General features: G+C 31.0%; 22 protein-coding genes. 13 read left to right on the forward strand and 9 right to left on the reverse strand.

Features of this window, described 5'->3' with window-relative positions:
• Positions 1-33: 33 nt before the first annotated feature.
• From ccsA to glyA, 3 genes are all read right to left on the reverse strand, one after another.
• On the reverse strand, positions 34-3,186 hold the full coding sequence (gene ccsA / locus ABXT64_RS12650; protein ID WP_443633298.1) for a cytochrome c biogenesis protein CcsA: 3,153 nt from the start codon (positions 3,184-3,186) through the stop codon (positions 34-36).
• Positions 3,187-3,270: 84 nt separating this feature from the next.
• Complete coding sequence (locus ABXT64_RS12655; RefSeq protein WP_443633299.1) at positions 3,271-3,663, reverse strand: group III truncated hemoglobin; 393 nt, start codon at positions 3,661-3,663, stop codon at positions 3,271-3,273.
• A gap of 13 nt (positions 3,664-3,676) precedes the next feature.
• Positions 3,677-4,948, reverse strand: coding sequence for a serine hydroxymethyltransferase (gene glyA / locus ABXT64_RS12660; RefSeq protein ID WP_443633300.1), 1,272 nt, complete (start codon positions 4,946-4,948; stop codon positions 3,677-3,679).
• A 108-nt stretch (positions 4,949-5,056) separates the two neighbouring features.
• Here glyA and fahA point away from each other — a divergent pair, with 108 nt between their 5' ends.
• Positions 5,057-6,334, forward strand: a complete 1,278-nt coding sequence (gene fahA / locus ABXT64_RS12665) for a fumarylacetoacetase (protein ID WP_443633301.1) — start codon at positions 5,057-5,059, stop codon at positions 6,332-6,334.
• A gap of 145 nt (positions 6,335-6,479) precedes the next feature.
• Here fahA and ytxJ read toward each other — a convergent pair whose 3' ends face one another.
• Together ytxJ and ABXT64_RS12675 are read right to left on the reverse strand one after the other, a co-directional pair.
• Positions 6,480-6,872 (reverse strand): bacillithiol system redox-active protein YtxJ, encoded by a 393-nt coding sequence (gene ytxJ, locus ABXT64_RS12670; RefSeq protein ID WP_443633302.1) that lies wholly within the window; start codon positions 6,870-6,872, stop codon positions 6,480-6,482.
• Positions 6,873-7,042: 170 nt separating this feature from the next.
• Positions 7,043-7,837 carry a T9SS type A sorting domain-containing protein gene (locus ABXT64_RS12675; protein WP_443633303.1) on the reverse strand — a complete coding sequence of 265 codons (795 nt, stop codon included), beginning with the start codon at positions 7,835-7,837 and terminating at the stop codon, positions 7,043-7,045.
• Positions 7,838-8,319: 482 nt separating this feature from the next.
• Between ABXT64_RS12675 and ABXT64_RS12680 the strand changes: the two genes are divergently transcribed.
• From ABXT64_RS12680 to ABXT64_RS12695, 4 genes are read left to right on the forward strand one after another with little or no spacing between them, the layout of a single operon-like run.
• Positions 8,320-8,916, forward strand: a complete 597-nt coding sequence (locus ABXT64_RS12680; protein WP_443633304.1) for a TetR/AcrR family transcriptional regulator — start codon at positions 8,320-8,322, stop codon at positions 8,914-8,916.
• A 38-nt stretch (positions 8,917-8,954) separates the two neighbouring features.
• Positions 8,955-9,440: an acyl-CoA thioesterase gene (locus tag ABXT64_RS12685; protein WP_443633305.1), complete on the forward strand. Its 486-nt coding sequence runs from the start codon at positions 8,955-8,957 to the stop codon at positions 9,438-9,440.
• 50 nt (positions 9,441-9,490) lie between these two features.
• Positions 9,491-9,622 (forward strand): hypothetical protein, encoded by a 132-nt coding sequence (locus tag ABXT64_RS12690; RefSeq protein WP_443633306.1) that lies wholly within the window; start codon positions 9,491-9,493, stop codon positions 9,620-9,622.
• Positions 9,623-9,672: 50 nt separating this feature from the next.
• A complete protein-coding gene (locus tag ABXT64_RS12695; protein ID WP_443633307.1) occupies positions 9,673-10,236 on the forward strand; it encodes a SixA phosphatase family protein in 564 nt (187 codons plus the stop codon).
• Here ABXT64_RS12695 and ABXT64_RS12700 read toward each other — a convergent pair.
• Positions 10,230-10,967, reverse strand: a complete 738-nt coding sequence (locus ABXT64_RS12700; RefSeq protein ID WP_443633308.1) for a DUF6503 family protein — start codon at positions 10,965-10,967, stop codon at positions 10,230-10,232. The two genes, ABXT64_RS12695 and ABXT64_RS12700, sit on opposite strands and share 7 nt — an antisense overlap.
• 100 nt (positions 10,968-11,067) lie before the next feature.
• On the opposite strand from ABXT64_RS12700, the gene smpB reads away from it, so the two are divergent.
• Entirely contained in the window at positions 11,068-11,532 is a 465-nt protein-coding gene (smpB, locus tag ABXT64_RS12705) for an SsrA-binding protein SmpB (protein ID WP_443633309.1), read from the forward strand.
• On the opposite strand, the gene ABXT64_RS12710 is transcribed toward smpB, so the two are convergent.
• The gene (locus ABXT64_RS12710) at positions 11,529-12,170 is read right to left on the reverse strand and encodes a protein-L-isoaspartate(D-aspartate) O-methyltransferase (protein ID WP_443633310.1); all 642 of its coding nucleotides are present in this window, start codon (positions 12,168-12,170) and stop codon (positions 11,529-11,531) included. The genes smpB and ABXT64_RS12710 overlap by 4 nt on opposite strands.
• A 118-nt stretch (positions 12,171-12,288) precedes the next feature.
• Here ABXT64_RS12710 and ABXT64_RS12715 point away from each other — a divergent pair, with 118 nt between their 5' ends.
• Genes ABXT64_RS12715 through miaA form a run of 7 tightly spaced genes read left to right on the forward strand, consistent with a single transcriptional unit; the run spans position 12,289 to position 19,291 of the window.
• Positions 12,289-13,257: a Gfo/Idh/MocA family protein gene (locus tag ABXT64_RS12715; protein ID WP_443633311.1), complete on the forward strand. Its 969-nt coding sequence runs from the start codon at positions 12,289-12,291 to the stop codon at positions 13,255-13,257.
• Between the two features lie 41 nt (positions 13,258-13,298).
• On the forward strand, positions 13,299-14,186 hold the full coding sequence (locus ABXT64_RS12720; protein WP_443633312.1) for a 3-hydroxyacyl-CoA dehydrogenase family protein: 888 nt from the start codon (positions 13,299-13,301) through the stop codon (positions 14,184-14,186).
• 3 nt (positions 14,187-14,189) lie between these two features.
• On the forward strand, positions 14,190-15,428 hold the full coding sequence (locus ABXT64_RS12725) for a DUF1015 domain-containing protein (RefSeq protein ID WP_443633313.1): 1,239 nt from the start codon (positions 14,190-14,192) through the stop codon (positions 15,426-15,428).
• A gap of 15 nt (positions 15,429-15,443) precedes the next feature.
• On the forward strand, positions 15,444-16,103 hold the full coding sequence (locus ABXT64_RS12730) for a YggS family pyridoxal phosphate-dependent enzyme (RefSeq protein ID WP_443633314.1): 660 nt from the start codon (positions 15,444-15,446) through the stop codon (positions 16,101-16,103).
• A gap of 1 nt (position 16,104) precedes the next feature.
• On the forward strand, positions 16,105-17,469 hold the full coding sequence (locus ABXT64_RS12735; protein WP_443633315.1) for an exonuclease domain-containing protein: 1,365 nt from the start codon (positions 16,105-16,107) through the stop codon (positions 17,467-17,469).
• 50 nt (positions 17,470-17,519) lie between these two features.
• A complete protein-coding gene (locus ABXT64_RS12740; RefSeq protein ID WP_443633316.1) occupies positions 17,520-18,356 on the forward strand; it encodes an ion transporter in 837 nt (278 codons plus the stop codon).
• Complete coding sequence (miaA, locus tag ABXT64_RS12745; RefSeq protein WP_443633317.1) at positions 18,356-19,291, forward strand: tRNA (adenosine(37)-N6)-dimethylallyltransferase MiaA; 936 nt, start codon at positions 18,356-18,358, stop codon at positions 19,289-19,291. The genes ABXT64_RS12740 and miaA overlap by 1 nt, the downstream gene beginning before the upstream one ends.
• Positions 19,292-19,318: 27 nt before the next feature.
• On the opposite strand, the gene ABXT64_RS12750 is transcribed toward miaA, so the two are convergent.
• Together ABXT64_RS12750 and ABXT64_RS12755 are read right to left on the reverse strand one after the other, a co-directional pair.
• Positions 19,319-20,035: a response regulator transcription factor gene (locus ABXT64_RS12750; protein WP_443633318.1), complete on the reverse strand. Its 717-nt coding sequence runs from the start codon at positions 20,033-20,035 to the stop codon at positions 19,319-19,321.
• Between the two features lie 2 nt (positions 20,036-20,037).
• Positions 20,038-21,600 (reverse strand): sensor histidine kinase, encoded by a 1,563-nt coding sequence (locus ABXT64_RS12755; RefSeq protein WP_443633319.1) that lies wholly within the window; start codon positions 21,598-21,600, stop codon positions 20,038-20,040.
• Positions 21,601-21,610 lie beyond the last annotated feature (10 nt).

The raw sequence follows: 21,610 nt of genomic DNA on the forward strand, positions 1-21,610 counted from the left end.
TTAAAAGGATATATTTAAAAAGTATATCCTTTTTTATTTATAAAACTTTTTATATTTAAAATAAGCTATGGTACTTAATAATAGTCCGATACTAACTGAATACCAAACAAAACTAGGAGTTATAGGTGCATCACCACTTGCATATGAATGCAATCCTGTAAGGTAAAAGTTAACGCCAAAGTAAGTCATCATTATTGATGCATAAGCAAATAACGCCATCACATTAAAAAACCATCTGCTTCTCAATCCAGGTATTAAACGCATATGTAAAACAAATGCATAAATCATAATAGAAATAAGCGCCCAAGTTTCTTTTGGATCCCAGCCCCAATATCGACCCCAACTCTCATTGGCCCATTGACCTCCAAGAAAGTTCCCTATAGATAACATGACAATACCAACCGTTAGTGCCATTTCAGTAATAATAGTTAATTCTTTAATACTTAAATCTATTTTTGTTTTATTCTTTTTTGTAGTTAAAATCATTAAAATTAAAGATGCCAACCCTAATATCATTCCTAGGGTAAAAGGTCCATAGCTACCTACAATAATAGCAACATGTATCATTAACCAATAACTATCTAATACAGGTTGTAAGGTGGAGATTGAAGGATCTATCCAACTTTGGTTTGCAACCCAAAGAACAATGGCTCCTACAAAAGCAGTAGATGCAATTGTTAAATCACTTTTTCTTCCTAATGTTAATCCAAATAATACAGTAGCCCAAGCAACATAAATTATAGATTCATATGCGTTACTCCATGGTGCATGACCACTAATATACCAACGTGCTATTAAGCCTAAGGTTAATAAAATAAAGAATACCAAAATGATATACTTAAATCCTTTAATAAGTGTATTTACAGTTTTTCCTTCTTTAAATATTTGAAATATTATTAAAATAAACATCAATATCCCTACTATTGAAAAGTATTTATAGAGTCGATTAAAGATATCTACTTTATTGTACGTTATTTCTGCATTGATTTTATTATCTGAAGGTAATACCTCGCTACCATATTTTTTCTGAAAGTTAGTAATCCCTTCCAATAAGTCATCAGCTGTTTTATACTCTCCCGTTTTTCTTGCATCACGTAAGCTTTCAAAATAATAAGGTAATATATTTCTAACAAAAGTTGAATCAGCTGCTTTAAATTTAGCTTCCCCTAATTCGGGATAAGAAACCCATCTATTATTTTCATCATTAATTACAGGAAACACCCTAAACATACTACCACTTAAAGCCTGATTTAAAAGGTAAAATTTTTCATATGCTTTAATATAATCTTTTTGAAATTGATTAGGAGTATTGGTTTTAGTAGCATCCTGTAAGTAAGGTTCTAGCTTATTATTCCCCTTTTCATCAATTAAATCTAAAAGTGAAAGCCGCTTTGTTTCTTTAGAAACACCTATAGTTCTTCGAATACTATCATTTCCTCTTTTTAATTTAATTAAAGGAACTTCTAACCATAAACGAGGATATTCTAACATAGACATAAACACCTGATTAGCATCTAAACCCTCATAATTATTGCTCTTACTAATCTTTCTAAGTAATTCACTCGCAAAAGTATGAACAGGCTTCATTCTTCCATTATCCTGCAATGCAAGTTTTCCAAATTTAGCAGCATGTTCTTTTGAAGTAATATTAGCAAAAATGATAGAATCTAACTTTACCTTACTCAATGGTTCTTTTGAGTTATTATGTTGGGAAAATCCTGTAAACGAAATCAATAATAGAAGTAGTAACGTTAATTTCGATTTCTTTTTTCTGATTTTTCTCAAGCTTTTACGCAAGAATCCGAAGCGAGTATTTTTATCAAATAAAATTGCTAATAAGCCAAAATAGAGCAACGAATATCCTATGTAAGTAATCAAGGTCCCCCAATAATCATGATTCACAGAAAGGATAGTTCCTTTTTCATCTGGATCGAAACCAGATTGAAAAAAACGATATCCTCCCTGATCTAAAATGTTGTTCATGTAAATATCATAATCATAAAATTCGGTTTCAGATGTATTCACTGTTACTTTACTTTTAAAGGCAGAATACCCTTTTTCTGTACCTGGATATTTATCTGCAATAAAATCATTTAGAGTAATACTAAAAGGAAGTTTGTATTCTTTAGAGCCATAGCTTAAATAGACTTTTAATCCTGCTATTTTTAATTCTTCTGGACTTACAGACATACCTTTACCTCCTAAGATTTCAATGGTTTTTGTTTCGTTTTCTGAAGTAACCTCGAATATAACTCCATCCTTATTTGTAGGTTCACTATCAGGTGCTTTCAGAAGTCCATACTTCCCTTTCATAATAGGCTCTGGAAAAACAAAGGCAGTTTCAGCCATTTGGTATAAAGAACGCATTTGCAATGGTTGCAAACTATCACTTTTCACTAGCCCTTCAAATTGATCAGCCATTCGCAAAAACTTTCCTTCAAAAGGAGTGTTAATACTGTATTTACCATCTTCATAGTAGATATTAATAGCTCCTTCAGTAGGTTTATTAATAGCAAATAATATATTATGAATGTTTACTACTTCTCCAACTTTAATAAAATGATCATGCCGCTGTCCTTCTTCTGCTTCAACCAATTTTAGGTATTCATCACCGTCCTCGCTTTCAATAATCCCTTCTTTAGCATTCTTAATAAATTCTTTTACTGAAATGGTTACATCTTGACCATTATAATCTGTTTTAATTTTTAAATCATTATCTAATCTTTCAGAAAAACGTACTAGTTGAGGTTTTAAATTTCTACGTTGAGAAATACCATTAACTTGATAATCACCGTCTATAAATGCAGTAACATAGGTTTCAGAAGAAAGAATTGTGTTTTCTGTAGCTCCTTCACGAATATGTATGGCTCCTTCATAACTAATATAACGTGTGATAAATGCACCTACTAAAATTAATATAAATGATAAATGAAAAAGTAGTGTTGCCCATTTCTCTTTTCTAAGCAGGTTATATTTAAAAATATTTCCAATAAAGTTAATTACAAATAATCCCATGATTCCTTCAAACCACCATGCAGTATAAATAAGTTCGTTGGTATAGGGAGTTGGAGAAGTGTCGGAAGATGCATCAAGAAACGTTCCTGTTGCCATGGCAGTTGCAAATACAAGAAATAATACTCCAGTTAATCGAGTTGAAAAAAGTAGGCCTGTTATTTTCTTAAGCATCGTTGAAAATTTTGTGTAAATTTAATGAATTAGAAACATTTAATCGGTTCCATTTTAGATTAATGAAATCAAAATTATGTTAAATTAATTTGACTTTCCCCTACTTTCAAAAATCTGAAGATTCATAAAAGTACTCATATTTCTTGCTCGATTTTTTGCTAATTGAGCAATATAGCCTTCATAAAGGCTATCGATAGTTTTAAACCATAGATTTAACCATACTCCAAAATATAATTCATTGATTGTATTACCATGAAATTGGTCTACCTCAACGTGTTTCTCTAATGGATTTCCTTTGTGTTTTTTTACAAAGAACAGGTTCGTTTCCCAGAAATCTACTAATAAATCAAGATGATGATCCCAATTTTTTATTATTGAATTAAAAATAGTCCCTAATAATTCTTCTTCTCGTATGTCTTTATAAAAAATATGGACTAGTGTTGTTAAATCTTCTCTTGAAGTAATATCCTTTTTCACGTCTAGTTTTTTATTATTTAAATAAAGGTAAACCTGACATCATATCATTTACATTTAAAGCAATTGATTCTAGTTTTTCTTCATTTTCAAAATTATTAATCACCGCATCTATAAAATCTACTATAGGTCCCATGTCGTTTTCCACAAGCCCCCTTGTTGTAATGGCTGCAGTACCTATACGTATTCCACTCGTAACAAAAGGAGATTTATCATCAAATGGAACCATATTTTTATTCACTGTAATATCAGCTTTTCCTAAAGCTTCTTCTGCTTGTTTACCATTAATATTTTTATTTCGAAGATCGATCAGCATCATGTGATTATCTGTTCCTCCGGAAATTACTTTATATCCTTTTTCCATAAAAGCTTCTGCCATAACTGAAGCATTTTTCTTCACTTGAATCATATAATGCAAGAAAGAATCGGTTAAAGCTTCACCAAATGCAATTGCCTTAGCAGCGATAACATGCTCTAATGGTCCCCCTTGATTTCCAGGAAAGATTCCACTATTTAATAAGGAAGACATTTTTTTAAGGTTTCCATTTTTCAATTTTTGACCAAAAGGATTGTCAAAATCTTTTCCCATTAAAATCATCCCGCCTCTTGGTCCACGCAATGTTTTATGCGTTGTAGTAGTAATAATATGACAATGTGGAACAGGATCACTAATAATTCCTTTTGCGATTAAACCCGCTGGATGTGCTATATCTGCTAATAAAATAGCACCCACTTTATCCGCTATTTCTCTAAATCGTTTATAGTTTATATCTCTAGAATATGCAGAAGCTCCTGCAATAATCATTTTTGGTTGTGTTTCTATTGCAATTTCTTCAATGGTATCGTAGTTCAGCATTCCAGTAGATTCCTCTACTCCATAAAAAACTGGATTGTATAGTTTTCCTGAAAAATTAACTGGAGATCCGTGTGTTAAATGTCCTCCATGTGATAAATCGAATCCTAAAAATGTATCCCCAGGATTTAAACATGCCGCAAACACAGCTGTATTTGCTTGAGAACCACTATGCGGTTGTACGTTTGCATATTCAGCACCAAAAAGAGTCTTAGCTCTATCGATAGCTAATTGTTCTACTTCATCCACAATTTCGCAGCCTCCATAATATCTTTTCCCAGGATAACCTTCAGCATATTTATTGGTTAAAACAGAACCGGTTGCTTCAAGTACCTGTTCGCTTACAAAATTTTCAGAAGCGATTAATTCTAATCCGTTTATTTGTCTTTGTTTTTCAGCTTCAATCAGCTCAAAAATTTGTTCATCCCTTGTCATAAAAAATAATTTGAAAAATTCAAGATCAAAAATACAAAAAGCATTCAGTTAGTATAACAAAAATTATATATTTGATAAAGATTTTACTAACATATAAAAAACATATATATGCCACTTACTGCAAATGATCCCTCAAAAAAAACTTGGCTTGAAACTTCAACAAACACAGATTTTCCTATTCAAAATATTCCGTTTGGAGTTTTTTTAACTAGAGATGATATTATTACTATAGGTACAAGAATTGGAGATTTTGCAATCGATTTAGGTGCATTACATCAATTAGGATACTTTAATGGAATTGATTTAACCGACGATCTTTTTATGCAAGACAGCCTTAATGATTTTATTGCCGATGGTAGAAAAACTTGGAGATTAGTTCGAAATCGTGTTTCAGATATATTTTTAGAAGGGAACTCTAATCTTCGTGATAATCAAGAGCACAGAAATATTGTGCTGTTTACCATGGATGAAATTGAAATGCAATTGCCTGTAGATGTTGGGGATTATACCGATTTTTATGCAAGTAAAGAACATGCTACTAATGTAGGTAGTTTATTTAGAGATCCTGAAAATGCATTATTACCAAATTGGTTACATATTCCTATTGGGTATCATGGAAGAAGTTCATCTATTATTCCTTCAGGAACACCTGTAAGAAGACCTATTGGGCAATCAAAACCAGGAGATGATGGCGTACCAGGATTTGGCCCTTCAAAATTAGTAGATTTTGAATTAGAAATGGCTTTTATTACTACCGACGCTAACCATTTAGGACAAAGTGTTTCTATTGATGAAGCAGAGGATTATATTTTTGGATTAGTATTATTTAACGATTGGAGTGCTAGAGATATTCAAGCATGGGAATATGTGCCACTTGGGCCTTTCTTAGGAAAAAGCTTTGCCTCTACTATATCTCCTTGGATTGTTACATTAGATGCTTTAGAGCCATTTAGAACTAACGGTCCATTACAAGATCCCGAACCTTTACCTTATTTACATCATGGTGACAATAAAAACTTTGATATAAAATTACAAGTGGGTATTCAACCTGAAAATGAGGAAGAAACCGTGGTAGCCAATTCAAACTTTAAATATATGTATTGGTCTATGGCACAACAATTAACGCATCATACTGTAAATGGCTGTAATGTAAGATCAGGAGATATGATGGGTAGTGGAACCATCTCCGGTCCTACCAAAGATTCATATGGATCTATGTTAGAATTATCTTGGAAAGGGCAAAATCCTATAACATTAAAAGATGGTACCCTGAGGAAATTTATTAATGACAATGATACTGTTATCATGCGTGCTTATAGTGAAAAAGATGGGTTACGGATTGGTTTTGGTAACTGTGTAGGAAAAGTTCTTCCTGCAAATAAATAAGGAAATGATAAAGAGGCGTTGACTTCAGACAATCTTGTTTTAATTAGTACCCTTTTTGAGTATTTCCCAAGCAGTGAACAAAAGGTATATGATGCTAGTGAAGATTTAAAAACTCAATTGAAAAAGGTTTTAGAAGAAAATACACTTAGATAAATTGTTCTAAATCAATTGAATTTATTTCATAATGTGAAGCATGAGCAACTGTTTCAGTATTTTTTATAACAATAAGTTGAGGGCTTTGATGCATCACTTGAAGCTTGTGTCCTATTTCATTAGAAATATCTCTATAGTTCAATAAATCTAAATAATACAATTTTAGTTGGCTTGCTTCAATAGTATAATTACTTTCAAATTGTTTAATCACCATTCTGCTTATACCACAGCGAGTAGAATGTTTAAATACTGCAACAGGAATCGATTTAGATTCTTCGATAATTTCATTTAATTGTTCAAGAGATTGAAGTTGATTCCAAGGAATTACTTTTTTATCTTCTGAAGTAGTTTCATTCGTTCCAAATATTTTATTTAAGATTCCCATAATTTGTTTTCTTATTGGTAGTAAAAATACTAAATACTTACAGACTAATTTAGATAACAGAATCTATTTAATTTAAATGGATTAAAATATTAATTTCATAATACCATAAAAAAATCCCCTTTATTAAAACTAAAGGGGATTTTAATTTATATCAATTAATAAGCAATAGCTTATTTAATAATAATCTTTTTTGTAGAAGAACTTGTATCAGTATTAACTTGTACAAAATATACTCCTGAATTAACAGATAGGTTAATAGTAACCTGATTTGAACTTTCATTGTTAGAATAAACTAGTTTACCCGTTACATCAAAAACAGTAATATTTTTAGCTATTTGAGTTACTAATTCAACAGTAATGTTCTGCCCGTTAGATATAGTTGGGAAAATAGAAAATTCAACATTATCATTATCTAAAACACCTAAACTACAAACCATTACTTCAGGGTCTACTCCTGCTGGTAATGCACTTTCATAAGTTTGCACTCCCGCTATTGGCCAAATATCATTAACTAATAATGTTCTGTCGGGTCCTACTAGACAATACGTTGGATAAGCAGCAACTCCAAAGTTAGAATCTACAGCTCCAGCACCACCATCAGCACTTACTGCTGGTGCATGATTAAAAGGTCCACCATATTGTTCTTCAAAATCTATAACCTCTTGGTCTGTATCAGATCCATTATTTATAGAAATCATCACAAGATCTCCTTCATTACATCCGTATTTATCAAAAAACTCATTAAAAATTGGTTGAGTAACTTGACAAGGCCCACATGTATCAAAGAAAAAATCTAAATAAATGTATTGTCCAGCTTCAGCATAAGTATTCAGATTATGTACAACGCCGAAAACATCAGTTACTGTAAAGTCATCTACAGTATCACCTACATTATAATTGTTTATTTGAGCGAAAGAAGCTATTGAAATTGTCATCAAAAGCAATAAGGAAGTAATTTTTTTCATAATAGTTTTTTTAGTTTGGGCGAATATATTAATTTATATTTTAACAAATAATTATGTTATTAAAAAGTGTGCTTTTATTGAAAGAAAAGGCATAAGTAATTTTCTTAATTCTGCAAAAAAAAATCTTGTTCTTGAATATACTACTCAGGTTTTAGTAGATGAATTAGATATTAAATTTACTTAAAAACAATAGAAATACAAACTAGAAAAGCTAAAGTGTTTCAAAATAGTACTTTAAGAAAAGAAAGAAAGCCAAAATCATAGAGGTTTTATTTATTCCAAAAGGATTCATAATTAAAGTCGAGGGTATTTTTGACAATACCTATCAAAACCCATTCAATCCAAATCCAAACCAAGGACTTCAACTTGGCAAACAAAGTATTGTTGAAATGATGACTGCATTTTATAATTACATTATTGTGAAATAAAAATTATACCAATTAGTATATTAATCATACATTAGTGGTCTAAACTTATTCTAAGTGATTTCTAAATCTGAAAAAACTACACGGTTTATTATTGAAAAAGTAGCTCCTCTTTTTAATCAAAAGGGATATGCCGCTACATCCATGTCTGATATTACTAAAGCTACAGGCCTAACAAAAGGGGCTATTTATGGCAACTTTAAAAATAAAGAAGCTGTTGCAATCGCAGCATTTAACAAAAACGTAAATGATCTTTTAAAACGGATTGCTAAACATCAAGAGCAAAGTAAGTCACCGCTAGAGAAACTATTTCTTATCATAGATTTCTACAAAGGCTATTATGATTACAGTCAGGAACTTGGAGGATGTCCGTTACTTAATATTGGTGTAGATGCTAAAAATCAAAATACTTCATTATTAAATCAAGTACGCTATGTTATTAATAAAACACAGAATAATATTGCCAAGCTTGTTGAATGGGGAAAAGCTGAAGGAGAAATTAAGAATAATGTTGACGCTGTCTTATTCTCTAAAAATTTATATAGTAGAATTGAAGGGGCTATTTTTATGACCTATACTATGGACGATGACAGTTATTTACAAGAAGCAATGAATGAAATAGACGAATTAATTAAAAAAGATTTACAAGTATAAAAAATTTAACCTAACACATACCATTCGGTATTTATATTATGAATGATTTACCTAAAATATTAGAAAGCACTACAAAAATTAGATTTCAGGATTGCGATCCTTTTAATCATTTAAATAACGCATCCTATATCAATTACCTCATAAATGCGAGAGAAGATCAATTAATTAAATATTATAATATTGATATTTATAAAATGGCTCGTGAAACAGCAAAAAGCTGGGTGGTTGGCAGTAATCAAATTGCTTATTTAAAACCAGCATTCTTAATGGAAGAAGTAATTATAGATTCTCAGTTATTAGAATTCAATAATTCCGTATTAAAAGTAGAACTGCGAATGTGGAATAAAGCAAAAACAGAGATTAAAGCCATTATGTGGAGTTCATTTGTACATTTTAACTTGTTAAAGCAAGAAAGAGAAACACATTCGGAATCTTTGATGAGCTTATTTAATACGGTTTTAAATCCCATTGAATCAACCACTTTCGAAAACAGAATCTCTTCATTTAAAAAAAGAAAAATGTAGCAAAATTGTTTTTGGCTCGTCTTAATAGCATCAATCAAAAATTAACGGTCATGAGAACAATTAAGACAAAAACAAAAAGTACAACAAGTAATTTTAAAAGAAACACGCCTTTGGCAATTTACATTGGTACCATTACAATGATTACGGTTACCTATAGTTTAGTACTCTTTTTTACCATATAATATTGAAATAAATATGTTACTTTTATCTTTTAAAATAACATATTTATTTCATGAAAAAGTTAATCCTACTAAGTCTAATTCTTGTTGTTTTTTCCTGTAACAATTCAGAAAAAAAAGAAAATAATTCTAATACTGAAATAGAAGGAACGTCATCTAAATCATCTTTAGGCGCTACAGAAACTACCTATTATTTAATTAGACATGCTGAAAAAGACAGAAGCGACTCAACTAATAATGACCCTGGTTTAACTGAAAAAGGGGTAGAAAGAGCTAAATACTGGGCAACTTATTTCAGTGATAAAAATATCAATCAAATTTTTTCAACAGACTATAACAGAACACAACTAACCTCCTACTATGTTTCTGTAGATTATTATCTCGGTGTGCAATATTATATACCTAATGAGTTGTATGCTGATGATTTTAAGTCGATTACGAAAGGAGAAACTATTTTAATAGTAGGCCATAGTAATACGATTCCTCGTTTAGTTAATAATATGCTTGGGGAAAATAAATATCCAGATATGGATGACTTTGATAACTCTAGCCTTTATATCGTCAAAATTATAGGAGAAACTATTATTTCTGAAGTTGTAAAAGTAGAAATTCAATAAGAAACTCCTATACTTTCATTTTCAATTTTAGAAAGTAGTTTAAGTTTACCTTTTTGAAACAATTCATCTAAATTTGTTAGAGGAGTTTCTAATGATTCTGGCTTATAATTGTTATAATCCACAAATCGTATTCCTTCAATGATTCGCACATTATATGCTTCCCTAAAACGAATTCCCCCACCATTCACGCTATATTGATACGCTAAATAGTCAACTGTATAGTTTTCTTTATGAATCCAATACACAAAAGTATCATCGTAATCAGTTCCACCACCTTCTTTTTTAAAATGCACTCCTATTTCATAGTAAGGTTCGTTATTAATAGTTGATTCTCCAAGCATTTCTTTAATAACTGCAGCATCATTTAAACCATAAGGTAATTGCGCAAAATAATGTACAGAATTTACACTATTACCATACTTAACAGCCATACTATCAACCACTGTTAAAAGTGTATCGTTTTTAAATCTTTGAAATCCTTTATTAGATAAAATATCTCTCGTAACACCCGTTGAATCATTTGTAATTCTTTCAAACTTATAATACGCTTCTTTTCTTGTGCTGACATAGCATCGATCTCTAAAAGTAAAATCTATAATCGCATTTTCACAATACTCATTACATGCTTTATTGATAGCCATATCAATAATATTTTGGGCAGACTCTACTTTCTTTTCCTGCTTGCAAGAAAAAGATAAAGTTAGTATCAATAGGAAAAAAAAGTATTTCATTAGGTTCGAATTTAGTGAATTAGTCAGCAAAATAGTCACACCTTACAATTGGATGTATTTCTGAAATGAATTTTACTAAAATAGTCTTATTTTTGCTGTTATGGCATTACAAAAAACAGTTAAAATAAAAAATCGTAAAGCTCGATTTGAATACGAAATCATCAGTAGATATACTGCAGGTATCGTATTACAAGGTACTGAAATTAAAGCCATTCGTGAAGGTAAAGCCTCTATCGCTGAAAGTTTTTGTGAATTTTCAAACAATGAGTTATTTGTTATTAATATGACTATTCAAGAATATTCACATGGTAATAGTTATAACCATAGCCCAAAAAGTGAACGTAAACTATTACTAAATAGAAAGGAATTAAAAAAACTTGAAAAGGAGGTTAAAAATTCAGGACTTACCATTATTCCTTTGTTACTATTTACCAACGATAACGGGCTTGCTAAAGTTGAGATAGCTTTATGCCGTGGTAAAAAACAATTCGATAAAAGAGAAACTTTGAAGGATCGTGATAATAAACGTGATTTGAGTAGAATCAAGAAGGATTTTAATAATTAGTTCTTATCCTCCAACAAGGGTACAAAACGAAACTCCCCAAATTCCTCTTTCTTAAATTCTGTTACCGAAGTTCTGGTAAACACATTCATTATTTGAATAGTATCCCCTACAGGAATAACTAACTTACCGCCTATTTTCAATTGAGCTAATAATGGTTTCGGAACATAAGGTGCTCCAGCAGTAACAATAATACCTTTAAAAGGTGCTTTTTCTGCTAAACCAATATAGCCATCTCCAAATATTATTTTTTTAGGACGATAGCCTAACTTTGGCAAAAAGAGCTTTGCTTTTTTAAACAATTCATTTTGGCGTTCAATCGTATATACTTGAAGCCCTAACTCTAATAAAACAGCGGTTTGATAACCACTCCCTGTTCCAATTTCTAATACTTTATCACCTGCTTGCACCTCTAATAGTTCCGTTTGTCTTGCTACGGTATAAGGTTGAGATATGGTTTGGTCTGCACCAATTGGAAAAGCTTTATCTACATACGCATGATCTATAAAACCAGAGTCCATAAATAAATGCCTTGGGATCTTATTTACCGCTTCTAAAACACGTGTATTAACAATCCCCTTATTTTTAAGAGTTTCTACTAATTTTTTCCGCATTCCCTGGTGGGTAAATGTATCTTTCAAAAGCAAAGTTTTAATCCTTACAAAGTAAGAAAAGAAAAATGGGGAATCCAAGTGAAACAAGCTTCTTCCGTAGTGATTTTATTATAAATACTATTATCTTTGTAAAAAACAGAATTCAATGTTAAAAGCAGGTGTTTTAGGTGCTGGTCACCTTGGTAAAATTCATTTAAAACTACTCAATCAATCTTTAAAGTATGAATTAGTTGGGTTTTATGATGCAAATAAAGAGGCTTCCGAAAAAATTGTACAAGAATTTGGTTATAAAAGTTTTCAAAGTATGGAAGCTTTAATTGATGCCTGTGATATTGTTGATGTAGTTACTCCTACGATATATCATTTTGATTGTGCAAAAAAGGTGATTGAAGCTGGCAAGCATTTGTTTATAGAAAAACCAATTACAAATACAGTTGAAGAAGCTGAAACTATTCGTGAACTAGCTAAAAAACATAAGGTCAAAGGACAAGTTGGACAAGTAGAACGATTTAACCCTGCGTTTTCTGCAGTAAACCATCAAATAAGCAATCCAATGTTTATTGAAGCGCATCGTCTAGCTGAATTTAACCCAAGAGGGACAGATGTTTCTGTAGTGTTAGATTTAATGATACATGATATCGATGCTATTTTAAGCGTGGTTAAATCTGATGTTAAAACAGTAACTGCGAGTGGAGTTTCTGTGATCAGTGAAACTCCCGATATTGCTAATGCACGTATTGAATTTGAAAACGGTTGTGTTGCTAATCTAACTGCAAGTAGAATTTCTATGAAAAATATGCGTAAAGCTAGATTTTTTCAGAAAGATGCATATATCTCTGTAGATTTCTTAGAAAAGAAATGTGAAGTTGTTAAAATGAAAGACGCTCCAAAAAATCCTGATGATTTCGCAATGATTTTAACCAATGCTGAGGGTATTAAAAAACAAATCTATTTTGATAACCCAACTGTGGATCCAAACAATGCAATACTTGATGAGTTAGAGACTTTTGCAGATGCAATAAATAATAATACAACACCTATTGTATCTTTAAGTCAAGGTACAGAAGCCTTGCGTGTCGCTATGCAAGTGATTGAAAATTTTAAAATAATATAAAAGAAGTTTAATTAAATTTACCCGATTTCGCGGGCATAAATATGAAAAATATTGCAGTAATAGGAGCTGGTACAATGGGAAATGGAATTGCCCATACTTTTGCTCAATTTGATTATAAAGTTCAATTAATTGATATCTCTCAAACCTCTCTAGACAAAGGAATTGCAACCATTACCAAAAATTTGGATCGAATGGTAGCAAAAGAAAGAATCTCTGAAGAAGACAAATTAAAAACACTAAATAATATTACAACCTATACAAACCTTGAGGAAGGTGTTGAATATGCAGGTCTTGTGGTTGAAGCTGCTACTGAAAATTTAGATTTAAAACTTAATATCTTTAGAGAACTAGAGAAGTTTTGTCCAGACGACACTATTCTTGCAAGTAATACCTCTTCTATTTCTATTACTCAAATCGCTGCGGTAACTTCAAGACCTGAAATGGTCATTGGAATGCATTTTATGAATCCTGTTCCAATTATGAAATTGGTTGAGATCATAAAAGGATATAATACAAGCGATGAAACGTATACCTTTGTAAAAGAACTTTCAGAAAAATTAAATAAAGTGCCTGTAGAAGTAAATGATTACCCTGGCTTTGTTGCAAATCGTATCTTAATGCCTATGATTAATGAAGCCATCGAAACTCTATACAATGGTGTTGCTGGCGTTCAAGAAATTGACACGGTAATGAAATTAGGAATGGCACATCCTATGGGACCGCTACAATTAGCAGATTTTATTGGCTTAGATGTATGTCTTTCAATTCTAAAAGTAATGAACGACGGATTTAAAAATCCAAAATACGCACCTTGCCCACTGTTAGTAAATATGGTCATGGCTGGTAAATTAGGAATAAAAAGTGGTGAAGGTTTTTACGATTATAGCGAAAATAGAAGAGCTGAAAAAGTAGCAAATATGTTTTCATAAACTATGGCTAACATTATTCCATTTAAAGCAGTACGACCCACACGTGATAAGGTAAGCCTTATTGCTTCTAGATCGTATGATAGTTATTCGAAAAAGGAACGTAATTCGCGTATGCGAGTTAATCCTTATTCTTTTCTTCATGTTTTAAACCCTGGTTATAAATACCATAAAAAACTTTCTGGAGAACGCAGGTATAAATTAGTCCGTAATAGATATCAAGAGTTTAAGGAGGAAGATATTTTTATACAAGATGACCTTCCTAGTTTCTATATTTATAAAATTGTGAATAGAGAAGGCCAAGAGTTTAATGGTATCATCGCGGGAGCTAGTGCTTGGGATTATGAAAATGATATAATAAAAAAACATGAAAACACCATTGAGTTTCAGGAAAATATATTTAAAGAATACCTGAAAACAGTAGGTTTTAATGCAGAACCTGTTCTACTTACTTACCCTGATAATGATGAGTTAAAAGGTATCATTCAACAGGTCATGAGTTCTCGAGCAGAATACGAGTTTACAACGACTTATAGGGACACACATTATGTTTGGAATTTGGATGATGAAAAATTAGTAAACCGAATTCATTCCCTTTTTAAAGAATTTCAAACATTATATATAGCCGACGGTCATCATCGTTCTGCCTCTTCTTACCTTCTTGCAAAAGATATGAAGGAAGAAAATGAAAATCACACAGGAACTGAACCTTATAACTATTTTATGAGTTATTTAATTCCTGAAAGTGATTTGAAAATATATGAGTTCAATCGTTTGGTTAAAGGTCTAAATGGTTTAAGTAAAGAAGAGTTTTTAATTCAATTAGATGAAGTTTTCAGAATTGAAGACAGAGGATTAGAGTATTATAAACCCTCAAAAAAGCAACACTTTAGTATGTATCTTGACGGTGAATTTTATTCATTATACCTTCGAAAAGCTGAATATGAAATACAAAATGCTTTAGATGCCTTAGATGTTCAAATTCTTTATAATACTGTTTTAAAACCAATTTTAGGGATTCAAGATTTACGAAATGATACTCGACTAAGCTATTCTCATGGAAAAAATGACTTAGCACATGTTAAAACATTAGTTGATTCAGGTGAGTTTAAAGTTGGATTTGGATTGTTGCCCATTACAACGGAGGAATTAAAAAGCATTGCAGATGAAGGCCTTGTAATGCCTCCAAAAAGCACATTTATTGAACCTAAATTACGTAGTGGTATTACCATTTACGAATTCTGATTTTAATTATATACTATGAATATTTCAGAAAATATTATTGAATTAAAAGCTAAATTACCAAAAGAAGTAACCCTCGTAGCTGTTTCTAAAACAAAACCAGTTTCTGAAATTATGGAAGCTTACAATACTGGGCAGCGTATTTTTGGTGAAAATAAAATTCAAGAAATGGCTTCAAAATTTACTGAAATGCCAAAAGATATTGAATGGCATATGATAGGGCATATACAGAGTAATAAAGTTAAATATATGGCTCCTTTTGTTTCATTAATTCATGCCGTTGATAGTTTAAAGTTATTAAAAGAAATAAATAAACAGGCCCTAAAAAATAATAGAATTATTTCATGTTTGCTTCAGTTAAAAATAGCAAGTGAAGAAAGTAAGTTTGGAATGATAGAACAGGATATTATACAGTTATTAACTTCAGAAGAATTTCTAACACTTCAGAATATAAAAATAGAAGGACTCATGGGAATGGCAACATTTACAAATGACGAAGATCAATTAAGCCAAGAGTTTCAGAAATTAAACACCTTTTATACTACACATAAAGACCACTATAGTTTGAACACTCTTTCTATGGGAATGAGTGGTGATTATCCAATTGCAATTTCCCATGGAAGCACTATGGTTCGCGTTGGAAGTGCTATATTTGGCGAAAGAAATTACAGCATATAATTTGTACGCAATACTTGACATAGAAACCACCGGAGGCAAATACAATGAGGAAGGTATTACTGAAATTGCCATCTATAAATTTGATGGGCATAAAATTGTAGACCAATTTTGTAGCCTCGTAAATCCTGAAAAAACAATTCAACCATTTGTAGTCAATCTAACAGGAATTAACAATGAAATGTTAAGAAATGCTCCTAAATTTTATGAGGTGGCAAAACGTATTATTGAAATCACTGAAGGCTGTACGCTTGTTGCACATAACGCAAATTTTGATAATAGGATATTAACCACTGAATTTGACCGCTTAGGCTACTCTTTTGAACTCAATACACTTTGCACTGTAGAACTTTCAAAAAAATTAATTCCAGATTTACCCTCTTATAGTCTAGGAAAATTAGTTAGATCTTTAGGGATTCCAATCACAGATAGACATCGTGCACAGGGAGATGCAAAAGCTACGGTTACTTTATTTAAACTTTTATTGGAGAAAGATATCTCAAAAGAAATAATTTCTTCAGCTATTAAAAAAGACACTAAACGTAAATTAGAACCTAAATTAATTGATATTATAGCGACTGCTCCTAACAGTATTGGTGTTTACTATATGCACCGTGCTAATGGTACCATAATATACATTGGGAAAAGTAAAAATATTAAGAAGAGATTACTCCAACATTTTACTAATGATAACCGAAAATCTATAAAGATTCAACTGGAAGTTGCATCTGTTTCATATGAGTTAACTGGTAATGATTTAATTGCTCAACTAAAGGAAAGTGAAGAGATTAAACATAACAAACCCATGTTTAATCATGCTTTAAAAAAATCTATATTTCAATATCAATTAGCTAGTTATAAAGATGATGAAGGCTATATTAATTTAAAAGTGGAAAAGACTGATCTTCGGAAAAAATTGATTACTACTTTTACTAATTACCAACAGGCAAAATCTCATATGTTCAAAATAACAGAAGAGTATCATCTTTGTCAAAAACTAACAGGATTACATAAAAGTGAAGCGGCTTGTTTTTTATATAGCTTAAAACAATGTAATGGAGCCTGTGTTAATGAAGAGTCTGTTGAGGAATACAACAATCGTGTAAACCAATATATTCAAAAACATTCCTATGAAAGTCAAGATATGCTAATCATTGATAGAGGAAGAGATATTGACGAACGCTCTGTAATACTTATTGAAAACGGTGTTTATAAAGGCTATGGATTTTACAATTTAAATTTTCAGATTAACAATCCTGAAATTGTTCGTTCTCTAATAACACCCATGACTAATAATAGAGACGCACAACATATTTTGCATGCGTATTTAAGAAAAAATAAAGTGCTAAAAATAATTCCATTAAATTGAGACATTAAATACTTAAAACTTAATTAAATTTAACAAAGATTAAACCACAAATGACTAAAGTTAAAAAACATACTTGGCGAAGTAAACTTCATGAAATCATTTATGAAGCCGATACTCCATTGGGTAAAATATTTGATGTTGTTTTACTGATACTTATTCTGTTAAGTGTAATTCTTGTAATGTTAGAAAGCGTTAAATCTATTGACCTAGAATACCATAAGGTTTTATACATAGGTGAATGGATTATTACCGTTTTTTTCACCTTAGAATATATACTTCGTATCATCACTGTTAAAAAACCTTTCCGTTATATATTTAGTTTTTATGGAATTATAGATTTTATTTCCACCATTCCATTGTACTTATCATATATTTTTCTTGGAACTAGTTATTTATTGACTGTAAGAGCTTTTCGTTTATTGCGAATTTTTAGAATATTAAAAATTACACGCTATGTAGGTGAAGCAAATAAGTTAAAAACTGCATTAAAACATAGTCGACCAAAAATTTTAATCTTTTTATTCACTGTACTCATCATAGCAATCATAGCAGGTACTTTAATGTATTTAATCGAAGGTGAAGAAAGTGGTTTTACAAGTATCCCTAGAAGTATCTACTGGGCCATTGTTACCTTAACAACTGTTGGATATGGTGATATTGCTCCTGCAGGTCCATTGGGCCAGTTTATAGCTGCAATATTGATGATTATGGGTTATGGCATTATTGCTGTCCCTACTGGTATTGTAAGTGCAGAGTATGCTATGGATAAAGAGGATACAGTACATACAAATACGCAAGTTTGTAGTAATTGTAATGAGAAAGCCCATGACGATAAAGCAAAGTATTGCCATTCTTGTAGTGAAGTACTAAATTACTTAGACCTCTAATGGAAACTCATGCCGGAAAGCCTATCTTAATCTGTATTGTAGGACCAACAGCTATTGGGAAAACTGCTTTATCAATTAAGCTTGCAACTACTTTTTCTTCGGAAATAATTTCAGCAGATTCCCGTCAGTTTTACAAAGAAATGCGTATTGGTTCTGCCGTTCCTTCTCCGGAAGAATTAGCTTCAACTCCTCATCATTTTATTCAAGACAGAAGTATATTTAAAAATTATAGTGTTGGAGATTTTGAAAAAGATGCTATAGAAAGATTAGATGAATTGTTTCTGAAAAATGAAATTGTAGTCATGGTTGGCGGATCTGGACTATATTTAGATGCTGTTACAAAAGGATTAGATAGTTTTCCTGAAATTCCTTCAGAAATAAGAGAAGATTTAAATATACTATTTGAAAAAGAAGGCCTTGAAACACTTCAGAAAGAACTTAAAAAAGTTGACCCAAAATATTTTCAAAAAGTAGACATTCAAAACCAACATCGAATTATTAGAGCTCTAGAAGTTTATCGAGCAGCCGGACTTCCCTACTCTACTTATTTGAATAAAGAGAAACCTGCTAGAAATTTTGAAACTATCTATATTGGTCTTTCAGCAGATAGAGAAATTATATACAATCGAATCAATCAAAGGGTTGATATCATGATGAAGGAAGGCTTACTAGAAGAAGCTAAAGGTTTACATCCCAACAAGCATCTTAATGCCCTGAAAACTGTTGGATACAGGGAATTATTTAGTTATTTTGATGGCGATATTACCAAAGATTTTGCTGTTGAAGAGATTAAAAAAAATACCCGCCGTTTTGCTAAAAGACAAGGAACTTGGTTTCGTAAAAACGCTGAAATACAATGGTTCAATTATGAGCTAGATGTTTCAGAAATAATTGCGTTTATAAAAAAGAAACGTCCAAATTTGGACGTTTCCTAAAATAACATTTAATCCATTTGGGGTTTGTTAGTGATCTACTTCATTCTTCACTACTAATCTAAATCCTTCTCCATGGATATTAACTATTTCAACTCCTTCATCTAAACTCAAATATTTTCTAAGCTTAGCTATGTATACATCCATACTTCGAGAAGTAAAATAATTATCGTCTCTCCATATTTTAGTTAATGCTAACTCTCTTGGCATTAAATCATTTTTATGCAATGCTAATAGTCTTAGCAAATCATTTTCTTTAGGCGAAAGTTTTACAGGATCTTCCTTATGATAAGACAAGAAACGTAATTTCGAATTAAGGAAGAAGTTTCCTATTGCAAATTCAAATTCTTTACTATCTGCTAAAGAATCTGTTGCTTTTCTTTGAATGATTGCTTTAATTTTCATTAAAAGCACTTCACTATCAAATGGTTTATTTAAATAATCATCGGCACCAACTTTATATCCTTTAAGCACATCTTCTTTTAATGCTTTTGCAGTTAAAAAGATAATAGGCACTTCTTTATTTCTTTCACGAATCTCTTTAGCCAATGTAAATCCATCCTTATAGGGCATCATTACATCAAGTATACAAAGATCGTAATCATCTTTCTTAAATTTTTCAAATCCTTCCATTCCATTCTTTGCATGAGTAACGTTATAATCGTTCATCGCAAGGTAGTCTTTCAGTACAGTTCCAAAATTTGGATCATCTTCTACTAAAAGAATTTTTTTGTTTTCTGTTTCCATATTTATGAGATTAAATGTATTTTAATAATAAAGGTACTTCCCTTCCCTTTTTCGCTTTCAACATATATTGGGGCTTCATGATCATCGAGAATACGTTTTACATAAGATAAACCAAGACCATGCCCTTTGACATTGTGTATATCTCCCATATGCTCTCTATAAAATTTTTCAAATATTTTCTTCTGTACTGATTTATTCATACCAATACCCTGATCTTTTATTTTTAAGATGATAGTATCTTTTACATTTTCAGTATAAACATCAATTTTTGGTGCTTCTTCTGAATACTTAATTGCATTATCAAATATATTTACTAAAACGTTTATAATATGTGTGTCACTAGCTATTATTGATGAACTTGCAGCATCAAGATGTGTGTTTATATACCCCCCCTTATCTTCAACAATCAAACTCACATGTGAAATTGCATCTTCTATTAAGTCGTGAAGTTTCACTATTTCTTTCTGAAGATCCAATTCATTTTTTTCTAGTTTTGAAATACGCAATACATTTTCAACTTGAGCATGCATTCTACGGTTTTCTTCCCGGATCATATTATGATACCTACTTATGAATTCCTGATCATCCCTAACCTTAGGATTTTTTAACGCATCTAAAGCAAGATTTATAGTTGCAATAGGGGTTTTAAACTCATGAGTCATATTATTAATGAAGTCTGTTTTTATCTGTGAAATTTGTCTTTGACGTAATAATTGACGAATTGCACTCGTATAGGTAAATATAATAACTGTAGTAAAAGCCAATGAAAGAATTGCCATACCTAAAATAGAACTTAATACAAATTTTTTCTTGTCTGAAAAGTTTACATATAATTTGTAATTTGTATTAAACTCATCATTCACAAATAAAGGAACTCCATAAGTTGACTGCCGATCTAATGTGAAATTATCTGAAACTACCGTTGTGGCAAGATCGTTTGCATAAATTGCATATTCATATTTTGAATCAAGACCTCTTTCTAAAAGTTCATTAGAAATTAATTCGTGTAATTCTTCCTTATCTACTCTTTTATGAATGGGTGTTTTGGCTGATATATTACTATAAACGTTTTCAAAATGATTTCGCTCGTAATCCTTTAATCTTTTAAAAGTTTCCTTCTTCGATTTCACTCTCGAACTTCCATCAAGACTAGGTATAATTTTAGTAGTGCTTTTTCTACTGGTAAGTCTTCGAATTCGAATACTATCAAAATCTAAACTTAAATTACTAAAGGGTAATTTATAATCTTCTTCTAATATACCATCTGAAAAAATATAGGTTTCATTATTACGATCATTTTTAATCGTATAAATTAACTCCGTAAAACCTACGCTTTCAGGTATTTCAATTGTATCAATTACACTGCTATACAGTTTATAATATTCTTCTGTTTCGCGTAATTGAAGGTTTTTTGATACTGAGATTAACAGCTGACGAACATTTAAAGTGAATTGGTCTTCTTTTGTTTCGTATGAATTTACTATCCAATACCCTTGAACAAAAATAATCCCTATCATCGATAGGGTCATTAAAGCAATGAGGAGTTTAAAAAGTTTTCTATTCATAAATCAAAAG

It is taken from the genome of Candidatus Marifrigoribacter sp. Uisw_064, from assembly GCF_047730175.1.
Taxonomy (GTDB): domain Bacteria; phylum Bacteroidota; class Bacteroidia; order Flavobacteriales; family Flavobacteriaceae; genus Marifrigoribacter.